21 protein-coding genes are annotated in these 25,629 nt (G+C 35.7%); 16 read left to right on the top strand and 5 right to left on the bottom strand.

Going from position 1 to position 25,629, the window contains the following annotated elements; genetic code table 11:
• Positions 1 to 67: 67 nt before the first annotated feature.
• Together LOK78_RS13835 and LOK78_RS13830 are read left to right on the top strand one after the other, a co-directional pair.
• Positions 68 to 619, top strand: coding sequence for an OsmC family protein (locus LOK78_RS13835; protein ID WP_232635294.1), 552 nt, complete (start codon positions 68 to 70; stop codon positions 617 to 619).
• 50 nt (positions 620 to 669) lie between these two features.
• Positions 670 to 4,029, top strand: coding sequence for a thiamine pyrophosphate-dependent enzyme (locus tag LOK78_RS13830; protein ID WP_232635293.1), 3,360 nt, complete (start codon positions 670 to 672; stop codon positions 4,027 to 4,029).
• On the opposite strand, the gene LOK78_RS13825 is transcribed toward LOK78_RS13830, so the two are convergent.
• Positions 4,019 to 5,434: an MBL fold metallo-hydrolase gene (locus tag LOK78_RS13825; RefSeq protein WP_232635292.1), complete on the bottom strand. Its 1,416-nt coding sequence runs from the start codon at positions 5,432 to 5,434 to the stop codon at positions 4,019 to 4,021. The two genes, LOK78_RS13830 and LOK78_RS13825, sit on opposite strands and share 11 nt — an antisense overlap.
• A gap of 183 nt (positions 5,435 to 5,617) precedes the next feature.
• Between LOK78_RS13825 and LOK78_RS13820 the strand changes: the two genes are divergently transcribed.
• The gene (locus LOK78_RS13820) at positions 5,618 to 5,989 is read left to right on the top strand and encodes a hypothetical protein (RefSeq protein ID WP_053972139.1); all 372 of its coding nucleotides are present in this window, start codon (positions 5,618 to 5,620) and stop codon (positions 5,987 to 5,989) included.
• Positions 5,990 to 5,996: 7 nt separating this feature from the next.
• On the opposite strand, the gene mscL is transcribed toward LOK78_RS13820, so the two are convergent.
• Positions 5,997 to 6,434: a large conductance mechanosensitive channel protein MscL gene (gene mscL / locus LOK78_RS13815; RefSeq protein WP_232635291.1), complete on the bottom strand. Its 438-nt coding sequence runs from the start codon at positions 6,432 to 6,434 to the stop codon at positions 5,997 to 5,999.
• 105 nt (positions 6,435 to 6,539) lie between these two features.
• On the opposite strand from mscL, the gene LOK78_RS13810 reads away from it, so the two are divergent.
• The 3 genes from LOK78_RS13810 to LOK78_RS13800 are packed head-to-tail and all read left to right on the top strand — an operon-like array spanning position 6,540 to position 11,006.
• Complete coding sequence (locus LOK78_RS13810; RefSeq protein ID WP_232635290.1) at positions 6,540 to 8,057, top strand: SGNH/GDSL hydrolase family protein; 1,518 nt, start codon at positions 6,540 to 6,542, stop codon at positions 8,055 to 8,057.
• Positions 8,054 to 9,352 (top strand): GDSL-type esterase/lipase family protein, encoded by a 1,299-nt coding sequence (locus LOK78_RS13805; protein ID WP_232635289.1) that lies wholly within the window; start codon positions 8,054 to 8,056, stop codon positions 9,350 to 9,352. The genes LOK78_RS13810 and LOK78_RS13805 overlap by 4 nt, the downstream gene beginning before the upstream one ends.
• A complete protein-coding gene (locus tag LOK78_RS13800) occupies positions 9,345 to 11,006 on the top strand; it encodes an MBOAT family O-acyltransferase (protein WP_232635288.1) in 1,662 nt (553 codons plus the stop codon). The genes LOK78_RS13805 and LOK78_RS13800 overlap by 8 nt, the downstream gene beginning before the upstream one ends.
• Here LOK78_RS13800 and ccsB read toward each other — a convergent pair.
• Positions 10,987 to 14,196 (bottom strand): c-type cytochrome biogenesis protein CcsB, encoded by a 3,210-nt coding sequence (ccsB, locus tag LOK78_RS13795; RefSeq protein WP_232635287.1) that lies wholly within the window; start codon positions 14,194 to 14,196, stop codon positions 10,987 to 10,989. The genes LOK78_RS13800 and ccsB overlap by 20 nt on opposite strands.
• An 88-nt stretch (positions 14,197 to 14,284) precedes the next feature.
• The gene (locus tag LOK78_RS13790; RefSeq protein ID WP_232635286.1) at positions 14,285 to 14,680 is read right to left on the bottom strand and encodes a group III truncated hemoglobin; all 396 of its coding nucleotides are present in this window, start codon (positions 14,678 to 14,680) and stop codon (positions 14,285 to 14,287) included.
• 59 nt (positions 14,681 to 14,739) lie between these two features.
• Between LOK78_RS13790 and LOK78_RS13785 the strand changes: the two genes are divergently transcribed.
• From LOK78_RS13785 to LOK78_RS13740, 10 genes are all read left to right on the top strand, one after another.
• Positions 14,740 to 15,498 (top strand): Rossmann-like and DUF2520 domain-containing protein, encoded by a 759-nt coding sequence (locus tag LOK78_RS13785; protein WP_232635285.1) that lies wholly within the window; start codon positions 14,740 to 14,742, stop codon positions 15,496 to 15,498.
• The gene (locus LOK78_RS13780) at positions 15,488 to 16,018 is read left to right on the top strand and encodes a KdsC family phosphatase (RefSeq protein WP_053971960.1); all 531 of its coding nucleotides are present in this window, start codon (positions 15,488 to 15,490) and stop codon (positions 16,016 to 16,018) included. The genes LOK78_RS13785 and LOK78_RS13780 overlap by 11 nt, the downstream gene beginning before the upstream one ends.
• A 13-nt stretch (positions 16,019 to 16,031) precedes the next feature.
• A complete protein-coding gene (locus tag LOK78_RS13775; RefSeq protein WP_053971959.1) occupies positions 16,032 to 16,358 on the top strand; it encodes a hypothetical protein in 327 nt (108 codons plus the stop codon).
• Positions 16,359 to 16,368: 10 nt separating this feature from the next.
• On the top strand, positions 16,369 to 17,283 hold the full coding sequence (locus LOK78_RS13770; protein WP_232635284.1) for a geranylgeranylglycerol-phosphate geranylgeranyltransferase: 915 nt from the start codon (positions 16,369 to 16,371) through the stop codon (positions 17,281 to 17,283).
• Positions 17,283 to 17,867 (top strand): Maf-like protein, encoded by a 585-nt coding sequence (locus LOK78_RS13765; protein ID WP_232635283.1) that lies wholly within the window; start codon positions 17,283 to 17,285, stop codon positions 17,865 to 17,867. Before LOK78_RS13770 ends, LOK78_RS13765 begins: the two co-directional genes overlap by 1 nt.
• Before the next feature lie 54 nt (positions 17,868 to 17,921).
• A complete protein-coding gene (locus tag LOK78_RS13760; protein ID WP_053971956.1) occupies positions 17,922 to 18,452 on the top strand; it encodes a mechanosensitive ion channel domain-containing protein in 531 nt (176 codons plus the stop codon).
• Positions 18,453 to 18,476: 24 nt separating this feature from the next.
• A complete protein-coding gene (gene corA / locus LOK78_RS13755) occupies positions 18,477 to 19,550 on the top strand; it encodes a magnesium/cobalt transporter CorA (protein ID WP_166958849.1) in 1,074 nt (357 codons plus the stop codon).
• A gap of 72 nt (positions 19,551 to 19,622) precedes the next feature.
• Positions 19,623 to 22,145, top strand: coding sequence for a PIG-L family deacetylase (locus tag LOK78_RS13750; RefSeq protein ID WP_232635282.1), 2,523 nt, complete (start codon positions 19,623 to 19,625; stop codon positions 22,143 to 22,145).
• A gap of 109 nt (positions 22,146 to 22,254) precedes the next feature.
• On the top strand, positions 22,255 to 23,937 hold the full coding sequence (locus LOK78_RS13745) for a sodium:solute symporter family protein (RefSeq protein ID WP_232635281.1): 1,683 nt from the start codon (positions 22,255 to 22,257) through the stop codon (positions 23,935 to 23,937).
• Positions 23,924 to 24,904: a Gfo/Idh/MocA family protein gene (locus LOK78_RS13740; RefSeq protein WP_232635280.1), complete on the top strand. Its 981-nt coding sequence runs from the start codon at positions 23,924 to 23,926 to the stop codon at positions 24,902 to 24,904. Before LOK78_RS13745 ends, LOK78_RS13740 begins: the two co-directional genes overlap by 14 nt.
• A 40-nt stretch (positions 24,905 to 24,944) precedes the next feature.
• On the opposite strand, the gene LOK78_RS13735 is transcribed toward LOK78_RS13740, so the two are convergent.
• Positions 24,945 to 25,490: a hypothetical protein gene (locus LOK78_RS13735; protein ID WP_232635279.1), complete on the bottom strand. Its 546-nt coding sequence runs from the start codon at positions 25,488 to 25,490 to the stop codon at positions 24,945 to 24,947.
• Positions 25,491 to 25,629: the final 139 nt, after the last annotated feature.

Raw genomic sequence — 25,629 nt, 5'->3', positions numbered from 1 at the left:
TTATGTTTTTTGGCACGCCAAATGCATTAATGTGGTTGTCAATGTTTAACAATTAAAATTTAAAAAAATGATTACTACAGAAAACATTAAAAACGGAGTCAACGTGGATCAATTAGTTGAAACAGTAGGAGCTGTTCAAATGAATCCAGAATTAGCAAAATTCAAATTTAGAGCTAAAAACAATTGGATTGATGGTGGGCACTGTGTGTCTAGTATCAAGAGCTTTTATGGTGTTGGTGCAGAAGACCAATCTAGAAAAGAAACCTTTACGATGGAATGTAGCCACCCAGAAGTCCTTTTAGGACATAATGAAGCGGCCACACCACCAGAAGTTGTACTTCACGCTTTAGGATCTTGTTTAACTGGAGCTATGGTTTACCACGCAGCGGCCAACGGAATTGAAATAGAAGCTGCTGAGGCATCTTTGGAAGGAGATTTAGATTTGCAAGGTTTCTTAGGATTGGATCCTCAAATGAGAAAAGGATTCAATGGAATTACCTTTAAACTTAAAGTAAAATCTGATGCTACTCCAGAACAGTTGGAAGAATTGGCAAAATTCTCACCTGTTTATGACATGATTACCAATCCAACACCAGTTTCAATCGAAATTGTAAAGTAAACTGTTTTTAAGCCCATTCTGTTTTTGAATGGGCTTAAAATTTTTGAATCATGAAACCTTCTCATTACATCGTATCAACAGGAAATAAGGAAGTTGCTAAGGTAGCTTATAAGACCAATGAAATATTCCCTATTTATCCCATTACACCAGCTTCTGAAATCTCAGAGTCAGTTGAAGAATGGGCTTCTTTGGGTCACAAAAATATGTTTGGTCAAATACCCGAAGTCATTGAAATGCAAAGTGAAAGTGGTGTTGCAGGAACCCTTCACGGCGCCCTTCAAACCGGATCTTTGGCCACTACCTTTACAGCATCACAGGGTTTACTTTTAATGATGCCAAACATGTATAAAATGGCAGGTGAACTTCTTCCCCATGTCATTCATTGTCCCACACGTAGTATAGCAACCCATGCTTTATCTGTTTTTGGAGATCATAGTGATGTGATGGCCATTAGACAAACTGGGTATGCCATGTTGTGTGCTAACTCGGTACAGGAAGTTCATGATTTTTCTTTCATAGCGCAGGTGGCCACTCACAAAACCCAAATTCCTTTTATCCATTTTTATGATGGTTTTAGGACGTCCCATGAAATCAACACTTTGGAGCCTATTTCAGATGAAGTGATAAGTCAGCTTTACCAACCAAACGAATTGACTAACAATCTTTTTGAGCGTAGATTAACACCTTTCAACCCTAAAATAAAAGGTACATCCCAAGGACCAGACACCTTTTTTCAAGGTAGAGAAGCCATAAACCCAGTTTATGAATCCTGTGCTTCACAAGTTCAAAATATTATGGATGAATTTGCAAAATACACCAATCGATCCTATAAAATCTTTGAATACTGCGGACATCCTGAAGCAGAACATATCATTGTTTGTATGGGTTCTGGGGCCGAAACAATAGAAGAAACCATAAATCATTTAAATCTTAGAGACGAAAAATTGGGATTGATAAAAGTTAGATTATATCGTCCCTTCTATAAAAAAGCCTTTTTGAATGCCTTACCTAAATCGGTTAAAAATATAGCCGTTTTAGATCGAACCAAAGAACCAGGTGCTACCAAGGAACCCCTTTTCTTAGATGTATCACAAACTTTATTGGATGCATTTCAAACTCAAAACATACAACATCTTCCTAGAATTATGGGGGGACGTTACGGTTTGTCTTCAAAAGAATTCACTCCCAATATGGTACACATCATTTTTGAAAACCTCAAATCAGAAACTCCAAAAACTGATTTCACGGTGGGAATCAATGATGATTTAACTCACAAAAGTCTCAAAATATCAGAGAGTTTCCACTTAAATTATAATTACAATGTTGAGATACAACTGGTAAAAAAACCTAACGAAACTAATTCATTTAATCTTGAACATTTCTGTCAAAAACTTCAGTCAAATTCAGAAAAGTTTGTTCAAGGATATACTGAAATAAGCTATAAAAAATCTGACTATTTGGAAATCTCACATTTAAGAATTTCGGAACACCCAATAAAGGCTCCTTATCTGATACAGCAACCAAAATATTTCTATTTGGATTCCTTAGATATCCTCAATCATCAATCATTTTTATCCAAATTGAAAGCAAACACCATCCTTTTCATAAATCAACTTGAAACTGAGGTATGCTTAAACCAAACATGTCTTGATACCTTAAAAAACAAAAGGATTACACTTTATCATATTCCTCAAAAGCACTTACTAGAATTGATACTTGAAATCATGGAAAACCACAATCATATCAAAATACTGGAAACTTCTGATTATTTGAAACCAATCAAGTTAGAAGATTTGCAATTAAACCATCAACCGACTGACACTGGTTCGCAATTACATGAGTTTATTCAATCTATTTTAAATGGAGAAGGAAATGAATTGCCGGTGAGCCAATTCCCAAATGACGGTACATACAATACCAATACTTCAGAGCTGAATCAACGTTTTTTCAGAGCAGAAATTCCAGAGTGGGATTCGAATGCTTGTACGCAATGCGGTTTATGTAGTTTGGCTTGTCCGCAATCTGCCATTAGATTGAAATCTCTTGGTACTTCAGACATCGAAAATATGCCTTCCAGTCTGACCTACAAGCCATTTAATGATAAGGATTGGCAAAGTGATACATACTTTTCCGTAGCTATCAATCCTGACCAATGTACAAGCTGTAATCACTGTGTTGATTTTTGCGAAACCAAAGCTTTAAAAATGGTCAAAAATACACCCGATAAAAAAGAGCTTTGGGATTCCCTTTTAAAAGTTCCAGAAATGGATCGTACATCAATAAACCCACACAAATTAGAACAACAACAATTTTTAGAACCTTTATATAAATATCCCTACGGACCGGAAGGTTGTGGTCAAGCACCTTACCTAAAAGTACTTTCACAACTTTTTGGAGATCGCATGCTTGTGGCCAATGCCACAGGAGCCAGTTCTATTATAGGTGGTGCGCTTCCTACTACCCCTTGGTCAACCAATGATGAAGGTCATGGTCCTGCTTGGTCCAATTCTTTGTTTGAAGATAATGCCGAATTGGGCTTAGGCTTTGCCCTTTCTAATAAATTTCAAAATTCCAAAGTGAAAAGGGAGCTTATTTCATTTTCAAATCACATTCCAAATCATCTCATTGAACAAGTCTTGAACAACTCTCAAAAAACAACTTTAGACTTCCAAAAAATGAATATGGATATAAGCCAAATCAAGGAAATTCTGGTGAAAATGAATTCAGATAAAGCTTTAAAACTAAGTTCAAAATTAGAGCAACTAATTAAAAAAAGTGTTTGGTGTATTGGAGGTGATGGATGGGCATACGATATTGGTTTTAGTGGTATTGATCATGTCTTGGCGTCGCAAGAAAACATCAACATATTAGTTTTGGATAATGAGGTTTATGACAACACTGGAGGGCAAGCCTCTAAGGCTACCCCATTTGGCGCCTCAGCAAAATTTCAACATCAAGCGAAACCCAGAATAAAGAAAGACTTGGGACAAATAGCCATGACTTATAAACATGCCTATGTAGGATCCATAGCCTTAATGGCAAATCCTGAGCAAGCACTAAAGACCTTAATTGAAGCGGAACAATACGAGGGTCCATCAATTATATTGACTTATTGCCCTTCTGCTTCTCACGGTATCGACATGAAACACCCTAAAAAACATATACAAGCCGTAGTGAATTCAGGACATTGGCCTTTATATCGCTACAATCCTGAATTAATATCTGCAGGTGTAAATCCGTTTCAATTAGATACAGAAACACCCACACTTAAAATTCAAGAGTTTATACCAATGGAAAAGAGATTCCAAAAACTAATGGATTCCAGTCAATCTGAAACCTTATTTGAAAACATGCAAAAACAATATGACAAAAAGTATCGTGAATTGAAAAAGCTAGAATCTATTTTTTAAGCGTGGAAGGACAAACCTCATCGGTAACAGGAATACCTGCCTCCTTCATGGCATCAAAACCACCAGCAATTTCAACCAAATTGTGAATGCCTCGGCTTTTTAAAATGGAGGCTGCAATAACCGATCGGTATCCTCCTGCGCAATGCATGTAAAAGGTTTCTTCCTGTGGAAATTCCGCCAGATGATCGTTTAAATAATCAAGTGGAGTCAGAAAAGCTTGTTTTAAATGTGAAGACAGATACTCTCCTTCTTTACGAACATCAAAAACTGGAATATCACCTGTTGAAAGTCTATCCTTAAACTCTTCAGCAGAAATAGAAATGATGGAATCGATTTGTTTTCCAGATTTCTTCCAGGAATCAAAACCACCTTCCAAGTAACCAATTGTTTGATCAAAACCAACACGTGATAATCGTGTAATCGCCTCTTCTACCCTTCCTTCTGGAGCGATCAAAAGAATGGACTGCTGCACATCTGCAATCAAAGCTCCAACCCAAGGTGCAAAACCACCATCAATTCCTATAAATATAGATTGTGGGATATGCCCCTTAACAAATTCATCTTGATGGCGAACGTCAAGAACTATTGCTCCTGTTTCATTAGCAGCTAATTCAAATTCTTCGGGGGAAAGCCCTCTTGTTCCTCTTTCTATGATATCTTCAATATCTTCATAACCTTCCTTGTTCAATTTAACATTTAAAGGAAAGTATTGAGGCGGAGGAGTCAACCCATCTGTCACCTCCTTTATGAATTCCTCTTTAGTCATATCTGCGCGAAGAGCATAATTCATTTTCTTCTGATTACCTAAAGTATCAACCGTGATTTTCATCATATTCTTACCACAAGCTGAACCTGCTCCATGAGCTGGATATACGGTAACCTCATCATGTAAAGGCATGATTTTTTCCCTAAGGCTGTCAAAAAGTAAACCTGCCAAATCCTCCTGAGTCATATTGGCGGCTTTTTGCGCTAAATCTGGTCTACCAACATCTCCTAAAAACAAGGTGTCCCCACTAAAAATAGCATAATCCTCACCATTTTCATCCTTTAGTAAATAGGTGGTACTTTCCATAGTATGTCCTGGTGTATGCATCACCGTGATGGAAACTTTTCCCAATTGAAACGTCTGACCATCTTCGGCTATTATTGCTTCAAAGGATGGATTTGCTAAAGGTCCATAAACGATAGGAGCTCCTGTTCTTTTTGACAAAGTAAGATGTCCACTTACAAAATCAGCATGAAAATGGGTTTCAAAAATATACTTGATGGTTGCATTCGCCTCATCAGCGCGATCCAAATAATTTTGAATCTCTCTTAGTGGATCTATTATAGCCACCTCTCCTTCACTTTCAATATAATAGGCTCCTTGGGACAAACATCCTGTATAAATTTGCTCAATTTTCATTCGATGGGTTTTATTCAGATTGGCCTCAAAAATAATAATGTTTTTAAAACTATTTGGATGGAATTTAATTTTATCAATTTCCACCTACTTCAAAGCCATTCAAACACATGATTTTCAAGAACCTATATTTCCTTTAACATGTCGTTAAGCAAAATTTTTAAAAATTATCGCTATATTTATAGCATGATAGCTCAAGACAAAACAGAAAACGAAATTTTTTTAAAAGAATCAGTAACGTATCTAGAGAAATTAGGTTACAACAACATTAAGGCCGATGTGGAAGGCTATGAAACCCCAAAATCTTACCTTAAAAAGGGATCAGATGTTGTCATTACACCAGACATTGTAGCAGAAAAAGCGGGAAGAAAGCACTATTTTGAGATTAGCTTAAAATCAGAAAAGCCTAAATTACTTAAATCTAAATGGCGCTTCTTGGATGTTTTAACCCGCATGAAAGACCACAGATTCAGGATTATTACCCGCAGAGGTCACTACAAATTTACTCAAGACATGTTAGCCGATTTAAATTTAGAGAAAGACCCTATTAAACTTTAAATCGCAATTACTTTTTTAATAATTTATTTTGTTCTTGCATCAAATCGGTCAATTTGGTGAGGAGTTCTATATCCTTTGGTGTCGCTACCGTTTTATCCTTAACATCATGCGATTTTTCCCTAAGACGGTTCAAAAATTTGACAACAAGAAAGATGGTAAATCCTATAACTAAAAAATCTAAGATAGCTTCACCAAAAGCGCCATAACCTATTGCCACTTCCTCAGAAAGAACTTCACCCGTTTGACTAAGAATAGCTTCTTTTAGAATGATCTTTTTGTTTTGAAAATTTACGCCATCTGTTAATAAACTTAGTGGCGGCAGCATAATCTGTTTGACAATAACATCCACCACTTTATTGAACGAAGCTCCAATAATGACCCCAATGGCCATATCCATCATGTTTCCTTTTATCGCAAATTCCTTAAACTCTTTTAATAGCTTCATACCTTATTCATTTTCTGTGCAAAGTAATCTTAAAAGCTAAAATTTCAATCTTCCATTTGAAATTTTTAAACATTTGTATTTATATTAGTCCATACTAATTGAACTATGAAATTTCATCCTTTTAAAATCCTACTTTTTTCTGTTATTGTATTGCTAGCTCTTTACGGCTTGACACACTTCAGTCATCGTATAACCTATGATAATGGAATATATGAGGAAGGCTTTTTCATTAATGGTGTCGGATTAAAGTACCCCACTTCTGAAACATTTTTTTCAAAAAAGGGTATTGAGGAAGAAAAAGAAAAATCGATTGATGAGCTAATTCAAAATATCGAAGACGTCATACCAGATACCATTGAAGAAGACGATATTTCATCAGATCAAAAGCTGGATTCAACCCAAATACCAAAACCAAAGGTTGTTAAAATCCTTAATTTAAAGAAGATTGACACCAGTAAAATAATCAGGATTGATTATCCTAAGAACAAAATGGCATTCATCTCAGAAATGGATGCTTTTTTAAATGGCGAAAACTGTCGCATCATTCATTATGGTGATTCCCAGCTTGAAGGTGATAGGATTTCTGCCTATTTGAGGCATCGAATCCAAAAAATTTATGGTGGTACTGGACCTGGTTTTATTCCAATCGTTCAAGCTTATGAGAATATCAGCAATGATGTTTCCCATTCTAACAATTGGTTAAGGTATGCGTATTTTGACCCAACCACCAAACGTTTTGATCATAAGAAATATGGTGTCTTTAATTCCATTTCCAGATTTACTGAAGGTCTCTACGGCGTTACAGATAGTTTGGATTTAGACAGTATTCCTTTCAGTAAAGCCAGCATCCAAATATTCCCTCCTACCAAGTCTTACGCCAGTAACATGCAATACACCAAGATAGGTCTACATTATGGAAATTCTTTAACACCTACCAGTATTAAGGTGTATCAAGACAACAACCTAATCACCCAAGATTCCCTTATAAATGATGGTAAATACCATAATTTTCAACTTTTGTTTCAAGGTACGCCGCAAAACTTGCGTTATGAGTTTGAAGGTAAAATAAGCCCCGATTTTTATGGACTTACATTAGACGGACAACAAGGAGTTGCATTAGATAACGTTGCCATGAGAGGTGGCTCAGGTTTGGTTTTCGCTACTTTGGATGCCACCAATTTTAAAGCGATGTCTCAAAATTTAGACCCTAAATTATTTATATTTCAATATGGAGGTAATTCCATTCCTTACATCAAAGATTCACTGGAAGTAAGAGATTATGCCCGCTACATTAAAAACCATATTAAATGGGTAAGTCGTCGATGTCCAGAATCCAAAATTCTTTTTATAGGGCCTTCAGACATGAGTACGTCTATAAATGGTCATATGCAAACCTATCCGCTTTTGCCTTATTTAAATAATGTTCTAAGGGAAGAGATGAATAAAAATGGTATCGCCTTTTGGAGCATGTACGATGCCATGGGTGGGGAAAACTCAATGCCTTACTGGGTAGAACAAAAATTGGCTGCTACCGATTATACCCATTTTGCTCCTTCTGGAACCAAAATTATTTCTGAGCATTTGTTTTTGGCTCTTTACCTAGACCTAAATCAAGTAGAATGACCTCCAAATTGCCCCTATTTATCCTTCTTTTTTATACTGCCTGTTTTTCACAGAGCTATGTGCTTGATAGTATTCCGGAAGACGTAAGAAGGCTTATTGACTTTGAAGCCAATAAACTGGAGAATGTGGAAAATGCCCCCACTTTTCAAAAGTTTTTTAAGAAGCTGGACAACATCTACGAAGGCAAACAAGAAAAGCTTCATATTTTTCACATAGGTGGGTCCCACATACAAGCGGACTTTTATTCGAATAAATTAAGAACCTATTTCCATAACATGAATGATTCATCTATGGGACAAAGAGGTTTTGTATTTCCTTATCATTTAGCTCATACTAATAATCCTTTGAGTTATAGGATTTCAGCTAATAGGGATTTATGGACAGGTTATCGCTGTTCTGTGACCAAGGACAGCATTACTTGGGGCATGTCTGGAATAACCGCGGCCTTTAGAGAGAGTATGGATACTATCTATATTAAAGCCAACCATAAAAATGAAACCAAAAAACCCTACCAATTTGATGCTTTAAAGATTTTTTACAACACTTGGAAGGATGACTATAGATTGCGTTTTTTAGATTCTACTTTAGTATTAAAGTATACTATTGACCAAAAGCATTTTTATAAAAAATACTATTTTAATCGCAAAGTAGATTCCATAGCTGTTGAGATTCAAGTCAAGGACTCGACACAATTAGATCCCGAATTTTTATTGATGGGATTGGAATTGGAAAATCCACACTTAAAAGGAATTGAATATACTACCTTAGGTGTTAATGGAGCTAGTTTCCCATGGTTGAATAGAAGTATTTATTTGGAGCGTCAACTTTCCATGTATCACCCCGATTTATTCATTATTTCGATTGGCACCAATGATGCTTACAAAAAAGTTGAAGATTTTGATCCTGAGAAATTCAGATTTTACTATAAATCATTCATACAAATGATTCAACGAATTAATCCCGATTGTGCTATTTTATTGACCGTACCGAATGATGACTATTACCGCAGAAGGTATCCTAATAAAAATACTGCCATACAACAAGAAATTATAGGAGAACTAGCTCAAGAATATAATATGGCCGTTTGGGATTTGTACAAAATAATGGGAGGCCTCGGGTCATCCCATAAATGGTATAAAAAACACCTAATGATTAGAGATAGAATCCACTTCACACAACTGGGATACAGCATTAAAGGGGATTTGTTAATGGAGGCCCTAGTTAAAGCATGGGCACAAAGTACCCGAAGAGACGAAAACCAACTACTTAACCACTTCAAACATTTGAATGAATAGACTTTACGACATTTTCACCTTTTCAGAAGAGTTCCCTCTTATATTTACCCAAGCCAATTTCTGGATCTTTTTTGTGGTGGTTTATTTTTTCTTTGCCATCATCTATAAGAAGGTTCCACTAAGAAATGTTTATCTCTTTTTGGCTTCTTTATTCTTTTACTACAAAACAAGCGGGTTATTTGTTGGAATATTGATATTCAGTACGCTTTTAGACTTTTTTATTGGCCGGACCATATATCGCAGCTCCAATAAAAATAAGCGTTTAGCACTTGTCACAACTAGTGTCTCCATTAATTTATTAGTCCTCTGTTATTTTAAATATGCCTATTTCTTTACAGATTCCTTTAATTCTCTCTTTCACACCCAGTATGAAGTCTTTAATTGGTTGGGTCAATGGGGAAATGAGGTAATGAATCGACCATATTTTACGATTGACAAAATCATCTTACCAGTAGGAATTTCATTTTATACGTTCCAAACCATAAGTTACAGTGTAGATATCTATAGAAATAAAGTCAAACCTCTTAAGTCTATATTAGATTTTGGCTTTTATGTGAGTTTCTTTCCTCAGTTAGTTGCTGGTCCTATAGTGAGAGCCGAAAGTTTTGTGCCACAAATTTCAAAACCTACTGAAATTACCAAATCAGATTTTGACGCAGGAACCTACCTGATTATTAAAGGTTTAATAAAGAAAATGTTATTTGCTGATTTTATTGCAATGCATTTTCTAGATCCCGTTTTTGACGCCCCTCAAATGTACAGTGGGTTTACCAACATCATGGCTATGATTGGTTATTCACTTCAAATTTACGGGGACTTTTCGGGCTATACAGATATAGCAATTGGTTTGGCGATGCTACTAGGTTTCAAACTTCCCGTAAACTTCAACTCGCCTTATAAAGCTAACAGTGCAGGAGATTTTTGGAAACGTTGGCACATATCCCTTTCCACCTGGTTACGCGATTATCTATACGTCCCTTTGGGAGGAAATCGAAATGGAACTGCTGCATCCTATATCATTCTTGGAGTTATTATAATAGGAACGCTTTTGGCCTTTAGAGACCAATTTATCATCGTTAGTGTTATACTGGGTGTATGCTTAATGGGCTATTTATTGCTCATGCTGAGTACTTCGGCTAGAAATCACATCAATACAAATATCAATTTAATGCTTACCATGTTGATAGGTGGCTTGTGGCATGGTGCCTCATGGAAATTTGTTATTTGGGGAGGCTTGAATGGTCTTGGAATTGTTGTTTACAAATATTGGAAACGTGTAAGCCCTTATGAAAAAAGCACCCATTGGTTAGTTCATGCTTGGAGAATTTTAAACACCTTTGTTTTTATCACCTTTACCAGAATTTACTTCCGAGGGGAAAACATGGAAAAAATCTCCAAGTTTTACCATCAAGTATCCTCAAACATGGATTGGCAAAATGCCCTTAATGTCATTGCCCATTACCAAGCGGTCTTCTGGGTCATGCTCATAGGGTATATCACCCATTGGCTTCCACAACGTGTTAAAGATGGTGTTGGGAATCTATATTCCAACAGCCCTATTTACATGAAAGGTGTGATAGCAGTAATAACAGGAGTTATCTGTTATCAAGCATTTTCAACTGATTTCCAACCCTTTATTTATTTCCAGTTTTAGAAGGTTTTCTATAAAACTTGGCATATTTTCTAAAAGCAAAAAAGGCCAATATAGCTATAAGTCCTAAAGCAATGCCTATGGTGTTGTAACTGTCTATTTTTTGACCAGATTGATAAGAATGAAGTCCAGACAAATAGAAATTTACTCCCAAATAGGTAAATATGATACTAGGAAACGCTAAGATGGAAGCCAAATTAAATGCAAATCTGCCTCTTAAACCTGGAACCAATCTCATATGGATTACAAAGGCATAAACCATAATGCTAATAAGGGCCCAAGTCTCTTTAGGGTCCCAACCCCAATAACGTCCCCAACTTTCATTGGCCCACATTCCGCCCAGGAAGTTTCCGATGGTTAACATAACCAATCCAACGGTTAAGGCCATTTCATTAATAATGGTTAATTCTTGAATATTGATTCCCATTTTTTTCTTGTTATCCTTATTGGTAAAAGCCATTAAGAACAACGTGACAATTCCAAGAATAGCTCCCAAGGTAAACGGACCATAACTCGCTACAATAACAGCTACATGTATCATTAACCAATAACTATCAAGCACTGGTTGTAAATTGGCTATTGCCGGATCCATCCAATTCCAATGGGCAATCATCAATAACATGGAGGTAACAAAAGCTGCAGCAGCAATGGTTAAATCACTTTTTCGACCTAAAATAAGTCCGAAAAGCATCACAGCCCAAGATACATAGATCATCGATTCATAAGCATCACTCCAAGGCGCATGCCCTGAAACATACCAACGCACAATTAATCCTGCCAGATGAAGGCCAAATAAAACCAATACAATTCCCTTAAGAATAGAAACTGAAAGTGTTATTCCTCTACTTTTTTCCTTAAATATTTGTACAATAAGCACTATAAATAACAGCGAAGAAGCATACATGTACCAGCTAAATAGCTTTTTGAAAATATCATATTTGTTATATAATATTTCTGCTTTTATCTTTTTATCCGATAGCATCACCTCACCTCCATATCGCTGTTGAGTTCGCTTAAAAGACTCCAACAACTCATCTGCCTTTGAAAAATCACCAGTTTGTTTGGCATTGTTCAAAGTGAATAAATAGGCATTAAATCCGCTATTTATGAAATTACCATATAAAGAATCTTCAATTTTCTTGTTGTAGCCATCTCGTCTATACTCAGATGAAGAAATCCATTTGTTATTTTCATCATTTGGAACAGGAAAAATTCTAAGAGATCCGCCCTCGATGGTATTATAAAATAGGTTAACGTGTTGATCTATCTCCTTTAATTCGTTTTGTATCGCATTTGGTATACCCGCAGAATAAGCATCTTCAAGGTACGGACCTAATTTGTAATCACCTCTTTCAGTAAAGAAATCAACCAATGCCGCATACTTTTGCGTTTTTTCAATTCCAATGATACTTCTAATGGAATCGTCCTTTTTTGGTTTTAGATGAATAATTGGCACATTCCACCACAACAAAGGACTTTCCTGAATAGAAAGAAATACTTGGTTGGCATCAAAATCCTTATAAGTGTCATACTTACTTAATTTACGCAACATTTCTGATGCATATGTGTTCACAGGCATCATTCTTCCTCCTAAATCCTGAATAACTAAATGACCAAACTTATCAGCGTGTTCCTTTGGTGTAATATGTTGTTTTAATATCGAATCAAGTTGCTCTCTATCTGGTTTGGTGTGAGAATGATCATCATCTTGGGTATGTTGTGAAAAGACAGAACAGGATATAAAAATCAAAAGAGCAGCCAATAATTTTGCCTTTTTCTCCTTAGTCTTTTTAAGCATTCTTCCCAAATCACCAAATCGTGTTCCCTTTGAGAATAAAGTAGCCATAAGTCCCAAATACAATAAAAAGTAACCAATATAAGTTACCCATGTACCCATTTGATCGTGATTTACTGAGAGTTTGGTTCCCTTTTCATCAGGATCAAAACCAGATTGGAAAAAACGATACCCCCGATGATCCAAAATATGGTTCATGTAAATTCTGTAATTAAAATCCCCTTCTTCTTCATCGAGAATAGTCACATCACTTTCGAAAGCAGAATAGCTTTTTTCAGTTCCAGGGTATTTGTCTGCAATAAAATCATTCAACTTAATACTAAAAGGCAATTCTCTAATTTTTGAACCATACTTAACAGCAATATCCAAACCGCCCACTTCTACTTGTTCAAAGGTACCGCTGTGCCCTTGCCCTCCAAGCAATCTCACAAATTTTGTGTCATTATTGGAAGTCACTTTCATAACCACGCCATCTTCATCCCCTTTAAGCAAAGTTGATTTTTTTACGATATCAAAAGTTCCTTTGATTACTGGCTTAGGAAACACCATTTGCATTGTTCCAATAACATACCTAGACCTTAATTTTAATGGCTGTAGGCTATCTTTAACCAATTGACCTGTTTCTCCAGTAGCCATAGTCATATACTCTCCTTCAAAAGGGGATTGAATTTGTAAATTCCCTTGGTCATAAGTAATATTAACAGCACCATCCACATGCTTGTTCAAGGAAAACAACACATTATGAATGCTTTGAACTTCGCCTTCCTTTAGAAAATGATTATGAGGACTTCCACCTCCAGACTCCACCACTTTTAAATAGGATTCACCTTCATCATTTGGAACCACATCCAACTCAGCACCTCCAATAAATTTGGTCATTTCAAGTGTGACAGGTTGCCCATTATAATCTGTAGTAAGATGAAATTCGTTATCCATTCTAGGAGAAAAATCCACAACTTCCTCTTCCACACGCCTTTGTGGTTGTCCATTTATTTCAAAATCCCCATCAATGTAGGCAGTAATATAGGTTTCCCGAGAAAAAAAGGTATTTTCTGTATCTCCCTCTCGAATAGGCATCATCCCTTCAAAGCCAAAATACCTCGTAATACCAGCACCAACTAGAATAAAAATAAAGGCTAAATGCAGTAACAAAGAGGCCCACTTTTCCTTTTTGTGCAATTGGTATCTAAAAATATTTCCCAAAAAATTGATTACAAAAAGCGCCATAATGGCTTCAAACCATTTGGCGTTATAAATCAGATTTCTAGTTAATGGAGTTGGTGAAGTATCTTGACCTGCATCCAAGAAAGTTCCAGTCGCCATGGCAGCGGCAAAAACGATAAATAAAATGGCAGTAAGTCTTGTTGAAAATAAGATTTTGGCAAGTTTATTTTGCATTGTGAGAGGCTTTTTTTAGCTCGTGCAAAGGTAAGTGTTTTTGTTAACTTACAGACCCGTAACCTGCTTTATAGGTGTTAAAATTATTTCAAGAGTTATTATTTCTTTCAGCATAAATGTTCAAAAACAAAAAGGTTGACATTTTACGAGCCTTACTTTTGGCATTTTCAGCATAATCACCTTGAAATAATTCATCTACGGTATTAACCCATTCATTCAACCACAATCCAAAATGTTCTTGAGTTATGCTATGATTAAAATGCCTATCGACCTCAACATGAACCTTCAATGGGTTTCCTAAAAATTTTGATTTTAAAAATAAATTGGCTTCCCAAAATTGGGTTAGTCTTTCAAAATGAGCTTCCCAATCGGTGATTATGTTATTGAAAAAAGGCCCTAAAACCTCATGTTTTCTTATTTTACCATAAAACTGAACCACCAAATTATGAATGTCTTCCCTATTTTTAATATCTGTTTTCTCCATGGTAAAACAAAGATAGGGCTTAGGTTTTTAAATCATGAGACAATGCGTATTTTAGCGTTATGATTTCAGTGAGCATTATAGGAGCTGGAAATGTAGCTTCTCATTTATATCAAGCCTTTAAAATGGCACCGGGCGTTACTGTTAAACAATGGTTTAATAGGGATTTTAGTAAGATAAGTAGTTTCATGAATGAAATAAATACCATTAATGACCTTAATTTACTAGAGGATGCAGATGTCTATGTTATTGCAGTGAGTGATGATGCAGTTTCCAATATTTCAAATGAATTGCCGTTTGAAAATCGATTGGTAGTACATACTTCCGGTAGTGTGGGCATTCATGATTTAAGTTCAAAAAATAGACGAGGTGTCTTTTATCCATTACAATCTTTTAGTAAGGATGCCGAACTATCTTTTGAAAATGTTCCTATTTGTATAGAAGTACTTGATAAGAAGGACATAGACATTTTAAAACAATTGGCAGAAAGTATTGGCTGTAAATGGTATCGCATCAATTCGGAACAACGACAAACACTGCACTTGTCGGCTGTATTTGTTAATAATTTCACGAATCAGCTTTACCGTATTGCACATGAAATAAGTGATTCTAAAAGTATTGATTTTGATATTTTAAAACCGCTTATCATGGAAACGGCTCAAAAAGTCCAACACATGTCTCCATACATGGCTCAAACAGGACCAGCTAAAAGAAACGATAAAAAAACCATAAGAAGACATTTAAAGCTTCTTGAAAAGGAGGAACACAAAAAGATATATGAACTCCTTACCCACTCTATAAAAAAGACCCATGGAAGATAAAAGTTATAAAGAATACTTAGAACATATTACAACCTTCATTTTTGATGTTGATGGCGTACTAACAGATGGAACTATTATAGTCACCACCGATGGGCAAATGCTAAGAAACATGAATATAAAAGATGGATATGCCATAAAAACTGCCATCCAATCAGGATTTAGAGTATGTATAATATCTGGAGGCACCAATGAGGGAGTTCGAGAAAGACTACGTGGTCTGGGAGTTACAGATATTTATTTAGGAGCCCATAACAAAATCGAACAACTGGATGAATATTTAAATACCTACCAAATCAAATCTGAAAATGTACTTTACATGGGAGATGACATTCCAGATTACCCCGTCATGAAATTGGTTGGCTTACCATGTTGCCCGCAAGATGCTGCACCAGAAATAAAGGAAATATCAAAATATGTGTCCCATAAAAATGGTGGCAAAGGTGCCGTAAGGGATGTCATTGAACAAGTATTGAAGGTTCAGGAAAAATGGCAAGGTCATTTTGATGCCAAATACGATTAATACGATATAAGATTTGTCAAAAACGCAGCGGCGACATAAAACAGGGTTTGGATACATTGGATTTGGAAATGACATGAACGTTTTCAATCGGAAAGCCCAAGGTTCTTTTTCAGATTACAAGGAAAGGTTGCACGCTGTAAGCCAACAAAAACATGAGTTAGATTTTGATCATCATGCTTTAACAAAAGAAGAACGACAAGTCATCAAAAACAAAATCAAAAAGCAAATCGCCTATCAAAACAATAAAGCATTAGCTATTGTTCTTGTTATAATTATTACTATTGTGGTGGTGTTCAAAGATTTTCTATGGACCCATTTTAAAGAAACATTTTTCATATAACTTTTACTGAATGAGTATTTTAAAATTGATTCGATGGAAAAATCTGTTGTTGATCGCCTTAACCCAGGTATTGATTAAATATGCCATGTTAGAACCTTTTGCGTCAACCACAACACTTTCTAATTTTGAATTTTTCCTATTGGTTCTATCCAGTGTATGTCTTGCGGCAGCTGGAAATATTATCAATGATATCCATGATATTGAAATTGACCGAATCAATAAGCCCGAAAAAGTAATCGTGGGTAAAGCTATTTCAGAAAAAACCGCATACAACCTATTTTTTGCCTTAAACATTATAGGTGTGTGTATTGGTTTCTATTTAGCCATGGCCATTAATAAAGGACCATTTTTCTCTATTTTCGCAATCATTTCCATTCTATTGTACATTTATTCTTCATTTCTAAAACAAATGCTATTAGTTGGAAATTTGGTTGTATCGGTCTTGGTTGCATTTACCATTCTCCTTGTTGGACTGTTCGAATTATTACCAGCTATTACCAAGATGAACCAGTCCACGCAATTTACCTTTTTCAAAATTTTATTTGACTATTCCGTTTTTGCTTTCATGATCAATTTTCTACGTGAAATTGTTAAAGATATAGAAGATGTAGATGGAGACTATAAGGAAGGGATTCAATCGCTCCCCATTGTCTTGGGAAGGGAGCGTGCTGCTAAAATCGCATTTCTTTTATCGTTTATTCCTCTTGCAGCCATAGTCTACTATACGGTCACTTATTTATACCACCAACAATTAGCCGCAGGTTACTTTTTGATGTTTTTAATAGCACCGATGATTTACATATCCATCAAACTATTTAATGCTGAAACCAAAAAACAATTTCATCATATTAGCATGGTATTGAAATTAGTCATGCTGTTTGGTATTTTGTCTTTGTTGCTTTATAAATTTATTTTACCTCATTAATGCTTCATTCTAAATTAAAAAATCACCATTTGATTCTTGCCTCTGGTTCTCCCAGAAGACAACAGTTTTTCAAGGAATTAGGATTAGATTTTGAAATTAGGCTAAAACCTGTTAAGGAAGATTATCCTTCACGTCTATCCCATTTTGAAATTAGTGATTATTTGGCTCAGTTAAAAGCCCTTCCATATAAAGATGAGTTGCAGGAAAAAGACATTCTGGTAACTAGCGACACCATTGTTTGGCATCATGGAGAAGCCCTTGGAAAACCTCAAAACCAAGAAGACGCTTTCAAGATGATTCAATCTTTAAGCAATCAAACCCATGAGGTAATAACCTCTGTATGCTTTACAACCAAATCTATTCAAAAAACGGTCAATGCAACCACAAAAGTAACTTTCAAAGAATTGTCTGAAGCAGAAATAAATTATTACATTGAAACATGTAAACCTTTTGATAAGGCAGGTGCTTATGGGATTCAAGAATGGATTGGCCAAATAGGAATTGTTAGCATTGAAGGTTCCTATTTCAATGTGGTTGGCCTACCCACCCATTTGGTGTATCAAACATTAAATAGTTTGGTGTAACCGTCACTTCCTTTGATTTTGTCAATATCTTTGTACTACCTTAACATTTATTAAATGATTTTTGAAGATATAAAAACAGAGCTATTAAGACTTCTAATTTTAGTCATAACATTACTCATTTTGAGGAAAATATCCGTGCTTTCAGTTGCAAAACTAGGGCGAAAAACTGGTATTAATGAAGCTAGAATTCATTTAATAATCAGGTACATCACTGTTAACTTCATTCTTATAGGAATTCTTGTTGCTGCTTTTATTTTTGGAACAGAATTTAAGGACTTAGCTCTTATCTTTTCTTCCGTTTTTGCAGTAATTGGAATTGCACTCTTTGCAATTTGGTCCATACTAAGCAACATCACCTCTGGAATCATCATGTTTTTCTCGTTTCCTTACAAAGTGGGAGATAAAATTCAAATACATGATAAAGATTTCCCCATAGAGGCCATCATTGAAGATATCAGGGCGTTTCAATTACATCTGCGTCTTGATAATGGCGACCTTGTCACCTATCCCAATAATTTAATTCTTCAAAAACCCGTTACCCTATTAAAAAAAGATGCAATAGATGATGGCCATGATGCTTTATAATTTTTGTTTATTTTTATAAAACATATGGCCAAGAAAAAAAACAGAACTTCACGCTATAAAAAACATATTGGACAAGCACCAGGAACCATAGTCTACACAGGTGATAAGTCCAAAGAAAAATTATTCATTGATGTTTTTGACTACAATCCCGAGTTTGCTGTAGAAAAAGAGCTTCTAAACGTAGAGGAAGCTTATGAATTTAAAGCAACTGATTCCATCACATGGATAAACTTCAATGGTTTAAATCATGTGGATCAAATTGAAAAACTTGGGTCCCATTATGAGCTACATCCTTTAATTTTAGAGGACATTGTTCATATAAACCAAAGACCTAAGATAGATGAATATGAAAACTACATCTTTATTTCCCTAAAAATGCTTCACTATGATAAGGATGAAAATATTATCATTGAACAGGTCAGTTTTGTTTTAGGAGATAATTATGTGCTTTCCTTCCAGGAAGCTGAAGGTGATGTATTTGATAACGTTAGGGAACGCATTAGGCATGGAAAAGGTAGAATCCGCGGTATGCAATCAGATTACCTCCTTTATGCGCTTATAGATGCCATTGTTGATCACTACTATGTGGTAGCTGAAACCTTAGGTAACAAGATTGAAGATCTTGAAGGCACTTTATTTGAAGGCGATGCAGATGAATCCATGAGCCGCACAGTCTTGGATTTAAAGAAGGAACTTTTAAAGGTGAGACGGGCCATCTTTCCTTTGAGGGAGATTATCAATCGCATCGAAAAAACAGATCATAAATTAATCCACAAAAGAATCATGCAATTCTACAGGGATATTTATGACCACATCATTCAATTATCTGATACCGTTGATATTTACCGTGAAATGATCTGGAGTTTAATGGATATGTATATGACTACCATCAGCAATAAGATGAATGAAGTCATGAAAGTCCTAACCATTATCGCTACCATTTTTATACCGCTAACCTTTATTGCGGGCATTTACGGAATGAACTTTGACCACATGCCAGAACTTCATTACAAATATTCCTATTATGGTGTTTGGGCCGTTATGATTGCCATATTTATAGGCATGTTACTCTATTTCAAACGTAAGAAATGGCTTTAAGTTAAAGAAACTTTAAATCCCTGCCGTTACTTGGTATTCTTTTTATCTTTAGCCCTCCCTAACTAAAAAAACATGACAAGAAAACAACTCGTCTCATCCTTTTTGGCATTATTTATCTGTGGATTGACATTTGCTCAAAAACCTTCGAAGCCCAATGCATCAGAAATTTATAATTCTATTAAAAAACTAAATTTTTTAGGATCTGTATTATATGTCGCAGCACATCCTGATGATGAAAATACCAGATTAATCTCTTATTTTGCTAATGAAGTGCATGCGCGAACTGCCTATCTTTCCCTAACTCGAGGGGATGGAGGACAAAACTTGATTGGACCAGAAATAAGAGAACTATTGGGTGTCATTAGAACCCAAGAATTACTTACGGCCAGAGAAATTGATGGAGGTGAACAGTTCTTTTCAAGAGCCAATGACTTTGGTTACTCCAAACACCCTGATGAAACGTTGGCCATTTGGAATAAAAAGGATGTTTTAAATGATGTGGTTTTAGCCATTAGACAGTTTAAACCAGACATCATTTTCAATAGATTTGACCATCGTTCGCCCGGAAGCACCCACGGTCATCATACAAGTTCTGCCATGTTGAGCGTAGAAGCTTTTGATCTTACCAATAATCAAAGTCAATTTCCAGACCAGTTGGAAACGACTTCGGTTTGGCAACCAAAGCGCCTCTTTTTCAACACTTCTTGGTGGTTTTATGGCAGTGAGGAGAAATTTGAAAAAGCTGATAAGTCAGGAATGATGGGATTTGATATTGGCACCTACTATCCTACTCTCGGTTTAAGCAATTCTGAGATAGCTTCTTTAAGCAGAAGCCAACATAAATCTCAAGGTTTTGGAAATACTGGGACCCGCGGAAGTCAAATGGAATATGTAGAACTTATTAAAGGTGACATGCCTAAAAATGGTGATATCTTCGAGGGCATCAACACGACTTGGGGTCGGGTAAGAGGAGGCGAAGCCATAGGTGGTATTTTAGAAGAAGTGGAAAGAAATTTTGATTTCACTAATCCGTCAGCTTCTATCCCACAATTAATAGAAGCTTACAAGCTTATCCAAAAGTTGGAAGACGCTCATTGGAAAACACTTAAAACTGCAGAGATCAAAGATATCATAGCTGCTTGTTCTGGTCTTTATCTGGAGGCTGTTTCCAGCGACCAACATGCAACAGCAGGGGAAACAGTTCAACTCAATATTGAAATTATCAATAGAAGTAATGAACCCATAAAATTGGTCAGCTATGAAACTAACAATCATAAAGTCTCAAAAAATGTTTCTTTACAGAACAACCAAAAACTAGAGTATAAAGAATCTTTGGCAATTGGCACAAATCAACAACCTACTACTCCTTATTGGCTCACTAAAAAAGGGAGTTTAGGAATGTATAATGTGGAAAATCCTGATTTAATTGGGAAGCCAGAGACTCCAAGGGAATTCAACGTATCCTTTAATTTAGAAATCGAAAACACGCCCATCTCATTTCAAAAAGCTGTCGTGTATAAAATGAATGATCCTGTAAAAGGAGAAGTTTATAAGCCTTTTGAAATTGTACCCGAAGCAGCAGCAAAAATTGATGAAAAGGTGCTTATCTTTAATACAGACCAGGAGATGGAAATACCGGTTACAGTAACTTCTGGGAAGAATAATTTGGAAGCTTCTGTTACTATAGCCCATCCAAAGGACTGGAATATTTATCCAGAAAGCCAAAACGTTCACATTGACTACAAAGGGGAATCCAAAACCATTTTCTTTAAAGTTATCCCACCCAAAAATGAAAGTGAGGGATTAATGACCCCTATCGTTAAAGTAGGAGATCACACCTATACTAAGGAAATGATTGAAATCGATTATGAACACATTCCCTATCAAACGGTGCTTTTACCCAGTGAAACTAAAGTCGTAAGGTTGAACATTCAAAAAATGGGACAAAATATAGGATACATTGAAGGTGCCGGGGATGTAGTTCCTGAAAGCTTAAGACAAATTGGGTACGAAGTCATTACCATTAGTCCAGAAGATATTACAGAAGAAACATTAAGCCGATTTGATGCCATCGTTGTTGGTGTAAGAGCCTACAATACCATTGAAAACCTGAAATATAAACAAGATATATTATTTGATTTTGTTTCAAACGGAGGTAATATGATTGTACAATACAATACCAGCCATCGTTTGGTTACCGATAACCTAGCACCGTTCTCAATTCACTTATCGAGAGATCGAGTTACCGATGAAAATGCTAAAGTATCTTTTATTGATAAGGAACATGCGCTTTTAAATTACCCTAATAAAATTTCGGAAAAAGATTTTGAGGGCTGGACGCAAGAACGCGGTCTTTATTTTCCAGATTCTTGGGATAAAGAATTTACACCAATCCTTGAAATGCATGATAAAGGAGAATCTAAAAAGAAAGGAAGCTTATTAGTTGCCAAATATGGTCAAGGTTATTATATCTACACCGGGCTGAGCTTTTTCCGTGAATTTCCGGCTGGTGTTTCTGGAGCCTATAGATTGTTTGCCAACATGCTATCAATAGGAAAAACGAACATACAAAAGCAAACCTCATTAAATGATTAATATGGAACCGGAAAAATCGCATAATCGATGGAATAGCCTTTACACCATAGTTTTGGTTGCTAACGCCGTTTATATTCTCCTGTTTTATATCATCATGAAAACGTTCTAAATGCAAACAATTGATTGGATTATACTCATTGGAACGTTATTGACAATAGTCATATACGGCAGCTTAAAAACCAAGGGGAGTAAAAATGTTCAAGATTATGTGAGAGGTGGTAATAGCTCACAATGGTGGACCATCGGTCTGTCTGTTATGGCTACACAAGCTAGTGCCATTACATTTTTATCCACTCCCGGACAAGCCTTTCACGATGGAATGGGCTTCGTTCAATTCTATTTTGGCCTTCCCATTGCTATGGTTATCATATGCATGGTATTCATCCCTATTTATCACAAATTAAAGGTTTATACGGCCTATGAATATTTGGAAAGCCGTTTTGATGTTAAAACTAGAAGCCTTACAGCCATTTTATTTTTAATACAACGTGGATTGGCAGCTGGAATTACAATCTATGCTCCAGCGATCATACTCTCTGCTGTATTAGGCTGGAATCTTACCTACCTAAATATCATTATTGGTATTTTAGTCATTGTATACACTGTAACAGGCGGAACCAAGGCCGTTAGCGTGACCCAAAAACAACAAATGGCTATTATTTTTATAGGCATGTTTATTGCCTTTTTTGTCATTTTAAGTTATTTACCTGAAAATATTTCCTTTTCAAATGCATTGGAAATTGCAGGGGCAAGTGATAAAATGAACATATTGGATTTCTCCTTTGATTTTGAAAACCGATACACAGTTTGGAGTGGTCTTATTGGCGGTACATTTTTAGCTCTCTCCTATTTTGGAACAGATCAAAGCCAGGTGCAACGATACTTATCTGGTAAATCCATGCGAGAGATGCAATTAGGATTAATATTTAATGGTCTTTTAAAGGTGCCAATGCAATTTTTTATATTGTTAGTAGGTGTCATGGTATTTGTTTTTTATCAGTTCCGTCCTTCTCCTATCAACTTTAATCCTGCAGCCAATAGCACCATAGAAAACTCAAAATATTCCGAGGAATATAAGGCTTTAGAATTAGATCAAGCTAAAATATTCGACGAAAGGGAACAAGCCATACAAGAATATGTAGTCACCAAGAGCCCAACTCTTATTCAAAAAATCCATGACTCAAATGCTGCCGATGAAGCCAATCGAAATGCAGCTAAAGACCTTATTGAAAAAGCTGCTGCTGACCGCTTAGTAAACATTGAAACCAATGATAAAGATTATGTTTTTATTCATTTTATCCTAAACAATTTACCTAAGGGTCTCATTGGATTGTTATTGGCTGTAATATTATCTGCAGCTATGTCCAGTACCGCGAGTGAAATAAATGCCTTAGCCTCCACCACTGCCTTAGATATCTATAAGCGTAGTTATGCACCCGACCGAGATGAAGGTCACTATGTCCAAGCAACCAAATGGTTGACTTTAGGCTGGGGAATTATGGCCATTATTGTTGCTTGTATTGCTAATCTAGCAGAAAACTTGATTCAATTGGTTAATATTATAGGTTCCATTTTTTACGGAAATGTGCTAGGGATCTTTTTATTGGCTTTCTTTTTTAAAATGGTAAAAGCCAAAGCAGTGTTTATTGGAGCTATAATCACCCAAATCATTGTTATTCTTGTTTGGTGGTTAGATTGGATGCCGTACCTTTGGTTAAATCTATTTGGATGTATGGTGGTCATTCTTCTGGCCTTAATTTTACAAACAACTCAAAAAAATGACATCAAATAAAACAATCAATTGGGGAATTATCGGTTTAGGTAAAATTGCTCATAAATTTGCCACTGATTTGCTTACGCTCCCCAATACGAAGTTGTTGGGAGTAGCATCCCGTTCACATGACAAAGCGGTTGATTTTGGAAAGAAATTTGGTGCTCAAAAGACATATGGAAGCTATGAGGACCTAGTTAAAGATCCTGAAATCGATGCGGTATACATAGCGACACCTCATGTGTTTCATAAAGAAAATTCGATACTTTGCCTTCAACATGGAAAAGCTGTTCTATGTGAAAAGCCATTTGCAATGAATTTAGAGGAAGTAACCGAAATGATTCATATTGCGAAGGATCACAACACCCTTTTAATGGAGGCGCTGTGGACATATTTTCTTCCACATTTTCAATTTGTAATTCAGCAAATTGAAAACAAGACTTTTGGAGAAGTATTGGAATTGGAGGCCGATTTTGGCTTTAAAGCTAATTATGATGTAACCTCTAGGCTCATTAAAAAAGATTTGGGAGGTGGTAGTTTATTGGATATCGGTATCTACCCTATATTTGCAGCCTTATCCACCCTAGGTTTTCCTAAAGACATAGGAGCAGAAGCAACCTATTTTGAAAATGGTGTGGATTCCAGCTGTACCATGACCTTTAGTTATCAACATGGTACAAAAGCCATTTTAAAAAGTACTTTGCTAGAAGATACTCCAACTACAGCAACCTTTCATTGTGAAACAGGAATAATAAAATTAAATTCTAGATTTCATGAACCGTGTACCGTGACAATGTCTCCAATAAATGGTGAGGAGAAAACCTTGGATTTTGGCTACAATACCATTGGCTACTCTTTTGAAGCACAACATATAAATGAACTAATACGAGGTGGATTAAAGGAAAGCCCTATCATGAATTTTGAATTCAGTAAAAGATTAATAACATTACTAGACCAAGTAAGAGATAGGATTGCTTTAAAATATTGAGAGCCTGCGAGGTCGCAGGCTCCGAACGTTTTTTGATTGATTAAAGAAACTCCCCTTTACTATTTACTTTAATAATTTTAGTCTCATCCCCTTTTTGAATTTCAACTTTATAGAAAGTTGTATTGGGTTGATTTTCCATATATTGTGAATGATACTTCACTTTGGTTAAAATCCATCCAGGATAAACATAAAAAACTGTTTGTCTTACCCGCAGTGGAATTTTTACATCCTTAAAAACTTCTTCAGTTTTTATAATTTTTCCATTTACATCATAAGTCACTAAAATATACCCCTTCTCGGACTGAAATTTTACCTCTGAAGTTTGACTTAATACATCAAAGTTTTCATTTTTTCTATAATCGTAATTGGAAACATACTTTCGTAAATTTTGTATGTGTTTGGACATATTGATCTCTTTAGTTTTTTTCAAATAAGTGGCATGTAAGACACTTGTTCGTGAAGATCTTTTTATTTCAGGAAGTTCATAATTAGACACATTCACTTCTGTCAATAAAGGTTCGTTTTGAGCCATAATTAAATGACTTGATAAAAAGATGGCAAATAAGGTAATTGATAAGGTTTTCATGACTTTTGGATTTAATGATTAATAGTTATCCAAAGGTCATCAAAGATATGTTGCACCACATATCTTAGAAGTTGCAATGCTTTAAACCATTTAGAAAGTGTTGAAATTTTATTTGAAACACTTTAAACTATGTTTCAGG

This window comes from Mangrovimonas futianensis (genome assembly GCF_021245805.1).
GTDB classification, from domain to species: domain Bacteria; phylum Bacteroidota; class Bacteroidia; order Flavobacteriales; family Flavobacteriaceae; genus Mangrovimonas; species Mangrovimonas futianensis.
Note: the sequence above shows the minus strand (reverse complement) of the source record. Positions and strands in the feature narration are given on the sequence as shown.

What these genes read in the sequence shown, in the direction of transcription:
- LOK78_RS13835 (WP_232635294.1), top strand. Translation starts at nt 68, where the DNA reads ATGATTACTACAGAAAACATTAAAAACGGAGTCAACGTGGATCAATTA.
- LOK78_RS13830 (WP_232635293.1), top strand. Translation starts at nt 670, where the DNA reads ATGAAACCTTCTCATTACATCGTATCAACAGGAAATAAGGAAGTTGCT.
- LOK78_RS13825 (WP_232635292.1), bottom strand. Translation starts at nt 5,434, where the DNA reads ATGAAAATTGAGCAAATTTATACAGGATGTTTGTCCCAAGGAGCCTAT.
- LOK78_RS13820 (WP_053972139.1), top strand. Translation starts at nt 5,618, where the DNA reads ATGATAGCTCAAGACAAAACAGAAAACGAAATTTTTTTAAAAGAATCA.
- mscL (WP_232635291.1), bottom strand. Translation starts at nt 6,434, where the DNA reads ATGAAGCTATTAAAAGAGTTTAAGGAATTTGCGATAAAAGGAAACATG.
- LOK78_RS13810 (WP_232635290.1), top strand. Translation starts at nt 6,540, where the DNA reads ATGAAATTTCATCCTTTTAAAATCCTACTTTTTTCTGTTATTGTATTG.
- LOK78_RS13805 (WP_232635289.1), top strand. Translation starts at nt 8,054, where the DNA reads ATGACCTCCAAATTGCCCCTATTTATCCTTCTTTTTTATACTGCCTGT.
- LOK78_RS13800 (WP_232635288.1), top strand. Translation starts at nt 9,345, where the DNA reads ATGAATAGACTTTACGACATTTTCACCTTTTCAGAAGAGTTCCCTCTT.
- ccsB (WP_232635287.1), bottom strand. Translation starts at nt 14,196, where the DNA reads ATGCAAAATAAACTTGCCAAAATCTTATTTTCAACAAGACTTACTGCC.
- LOK78_RS13790 (WP_232635286.1), bottom strand. Translation starts at nt 14,680, where the DNA reads ATGGAGAAAACAGATATTAAAAATAGGGAAGACATTCATAATTTGGTG.
- LOK78_RS13785 (WP_232635285.1), top strand. Translation starts at nt 14,740, where the DNA reads ATGATTTCAGTGAGCATTATAGGAGCTGGAAATGTAGCTTCTCATTTA.
- LOK78_RS13780 (WP_053971960.1), top strand. Translation starts at nt 15,488, where the DNA reads ATGGAAGATAAAAGTTATAAAGAATACTTAGAACATATTACAACCTTC.
- LOK78_RS13770 (WP_232635284.1), top strand. Translation starts at nt 16,369, where the DNA reads ATGAGTATTTTAAAATTGATTCGATGGAAAAATCTGTTGTTGATCGCC.
- LOK78_RS13765 (WP_232635283.1), top strand. Translation starts at nt 17,283, where the DNA reads ATGCTTCATTCTAAATTAAAAAATCACCATTTGATTCTTGCCTCTGGT.
- LOK78_RS13760 (WP_053971956.1), top strand. Translation starts at nt 17,922, where the DNA reads ATGATTTTTGAAGATATAAAAACAGAGCTATTAAGACTTCTAATTTTA.
- corA (WP_166958849.1), top strand. Translation starts at nt 18,477, where the DNA reads ATGGCCAAGAAAAAAAACAGAACTTCACGCTATAAAAAACATATTGGA.
- LOK78_RS13750 (WP_232635282.1), top strand. Translation starts at nt 19,623, where the DNA reads ATGACAAGAAAACAACTCGTCTCATCCTTTTTGGCATTATTTATCTGT.
- LOK78_RS13745 (WP_232635281.1), top strand. Translation starts at nt 22,255, where the DNA reads ATGCAAACAATTGATTGGATTATACTCATTGGAACGTTATTGACAATA.
- LOK78_RS13740 (WP_232635280.1), top strand. Translation starts at nt 23,924, where the DNA reads ATGACATCAAATAAAACAATCAATTGGGGAATTATCGGTTTAGGTAAA.
- LOK78_RS13735 (WP_232635279.1), bottom strand. Translation starts at nt 25,490, where the DNA reads ATGAAAACCTTATCAATTACCTTATTTGCCATCTTTTTATCAAGTCAT.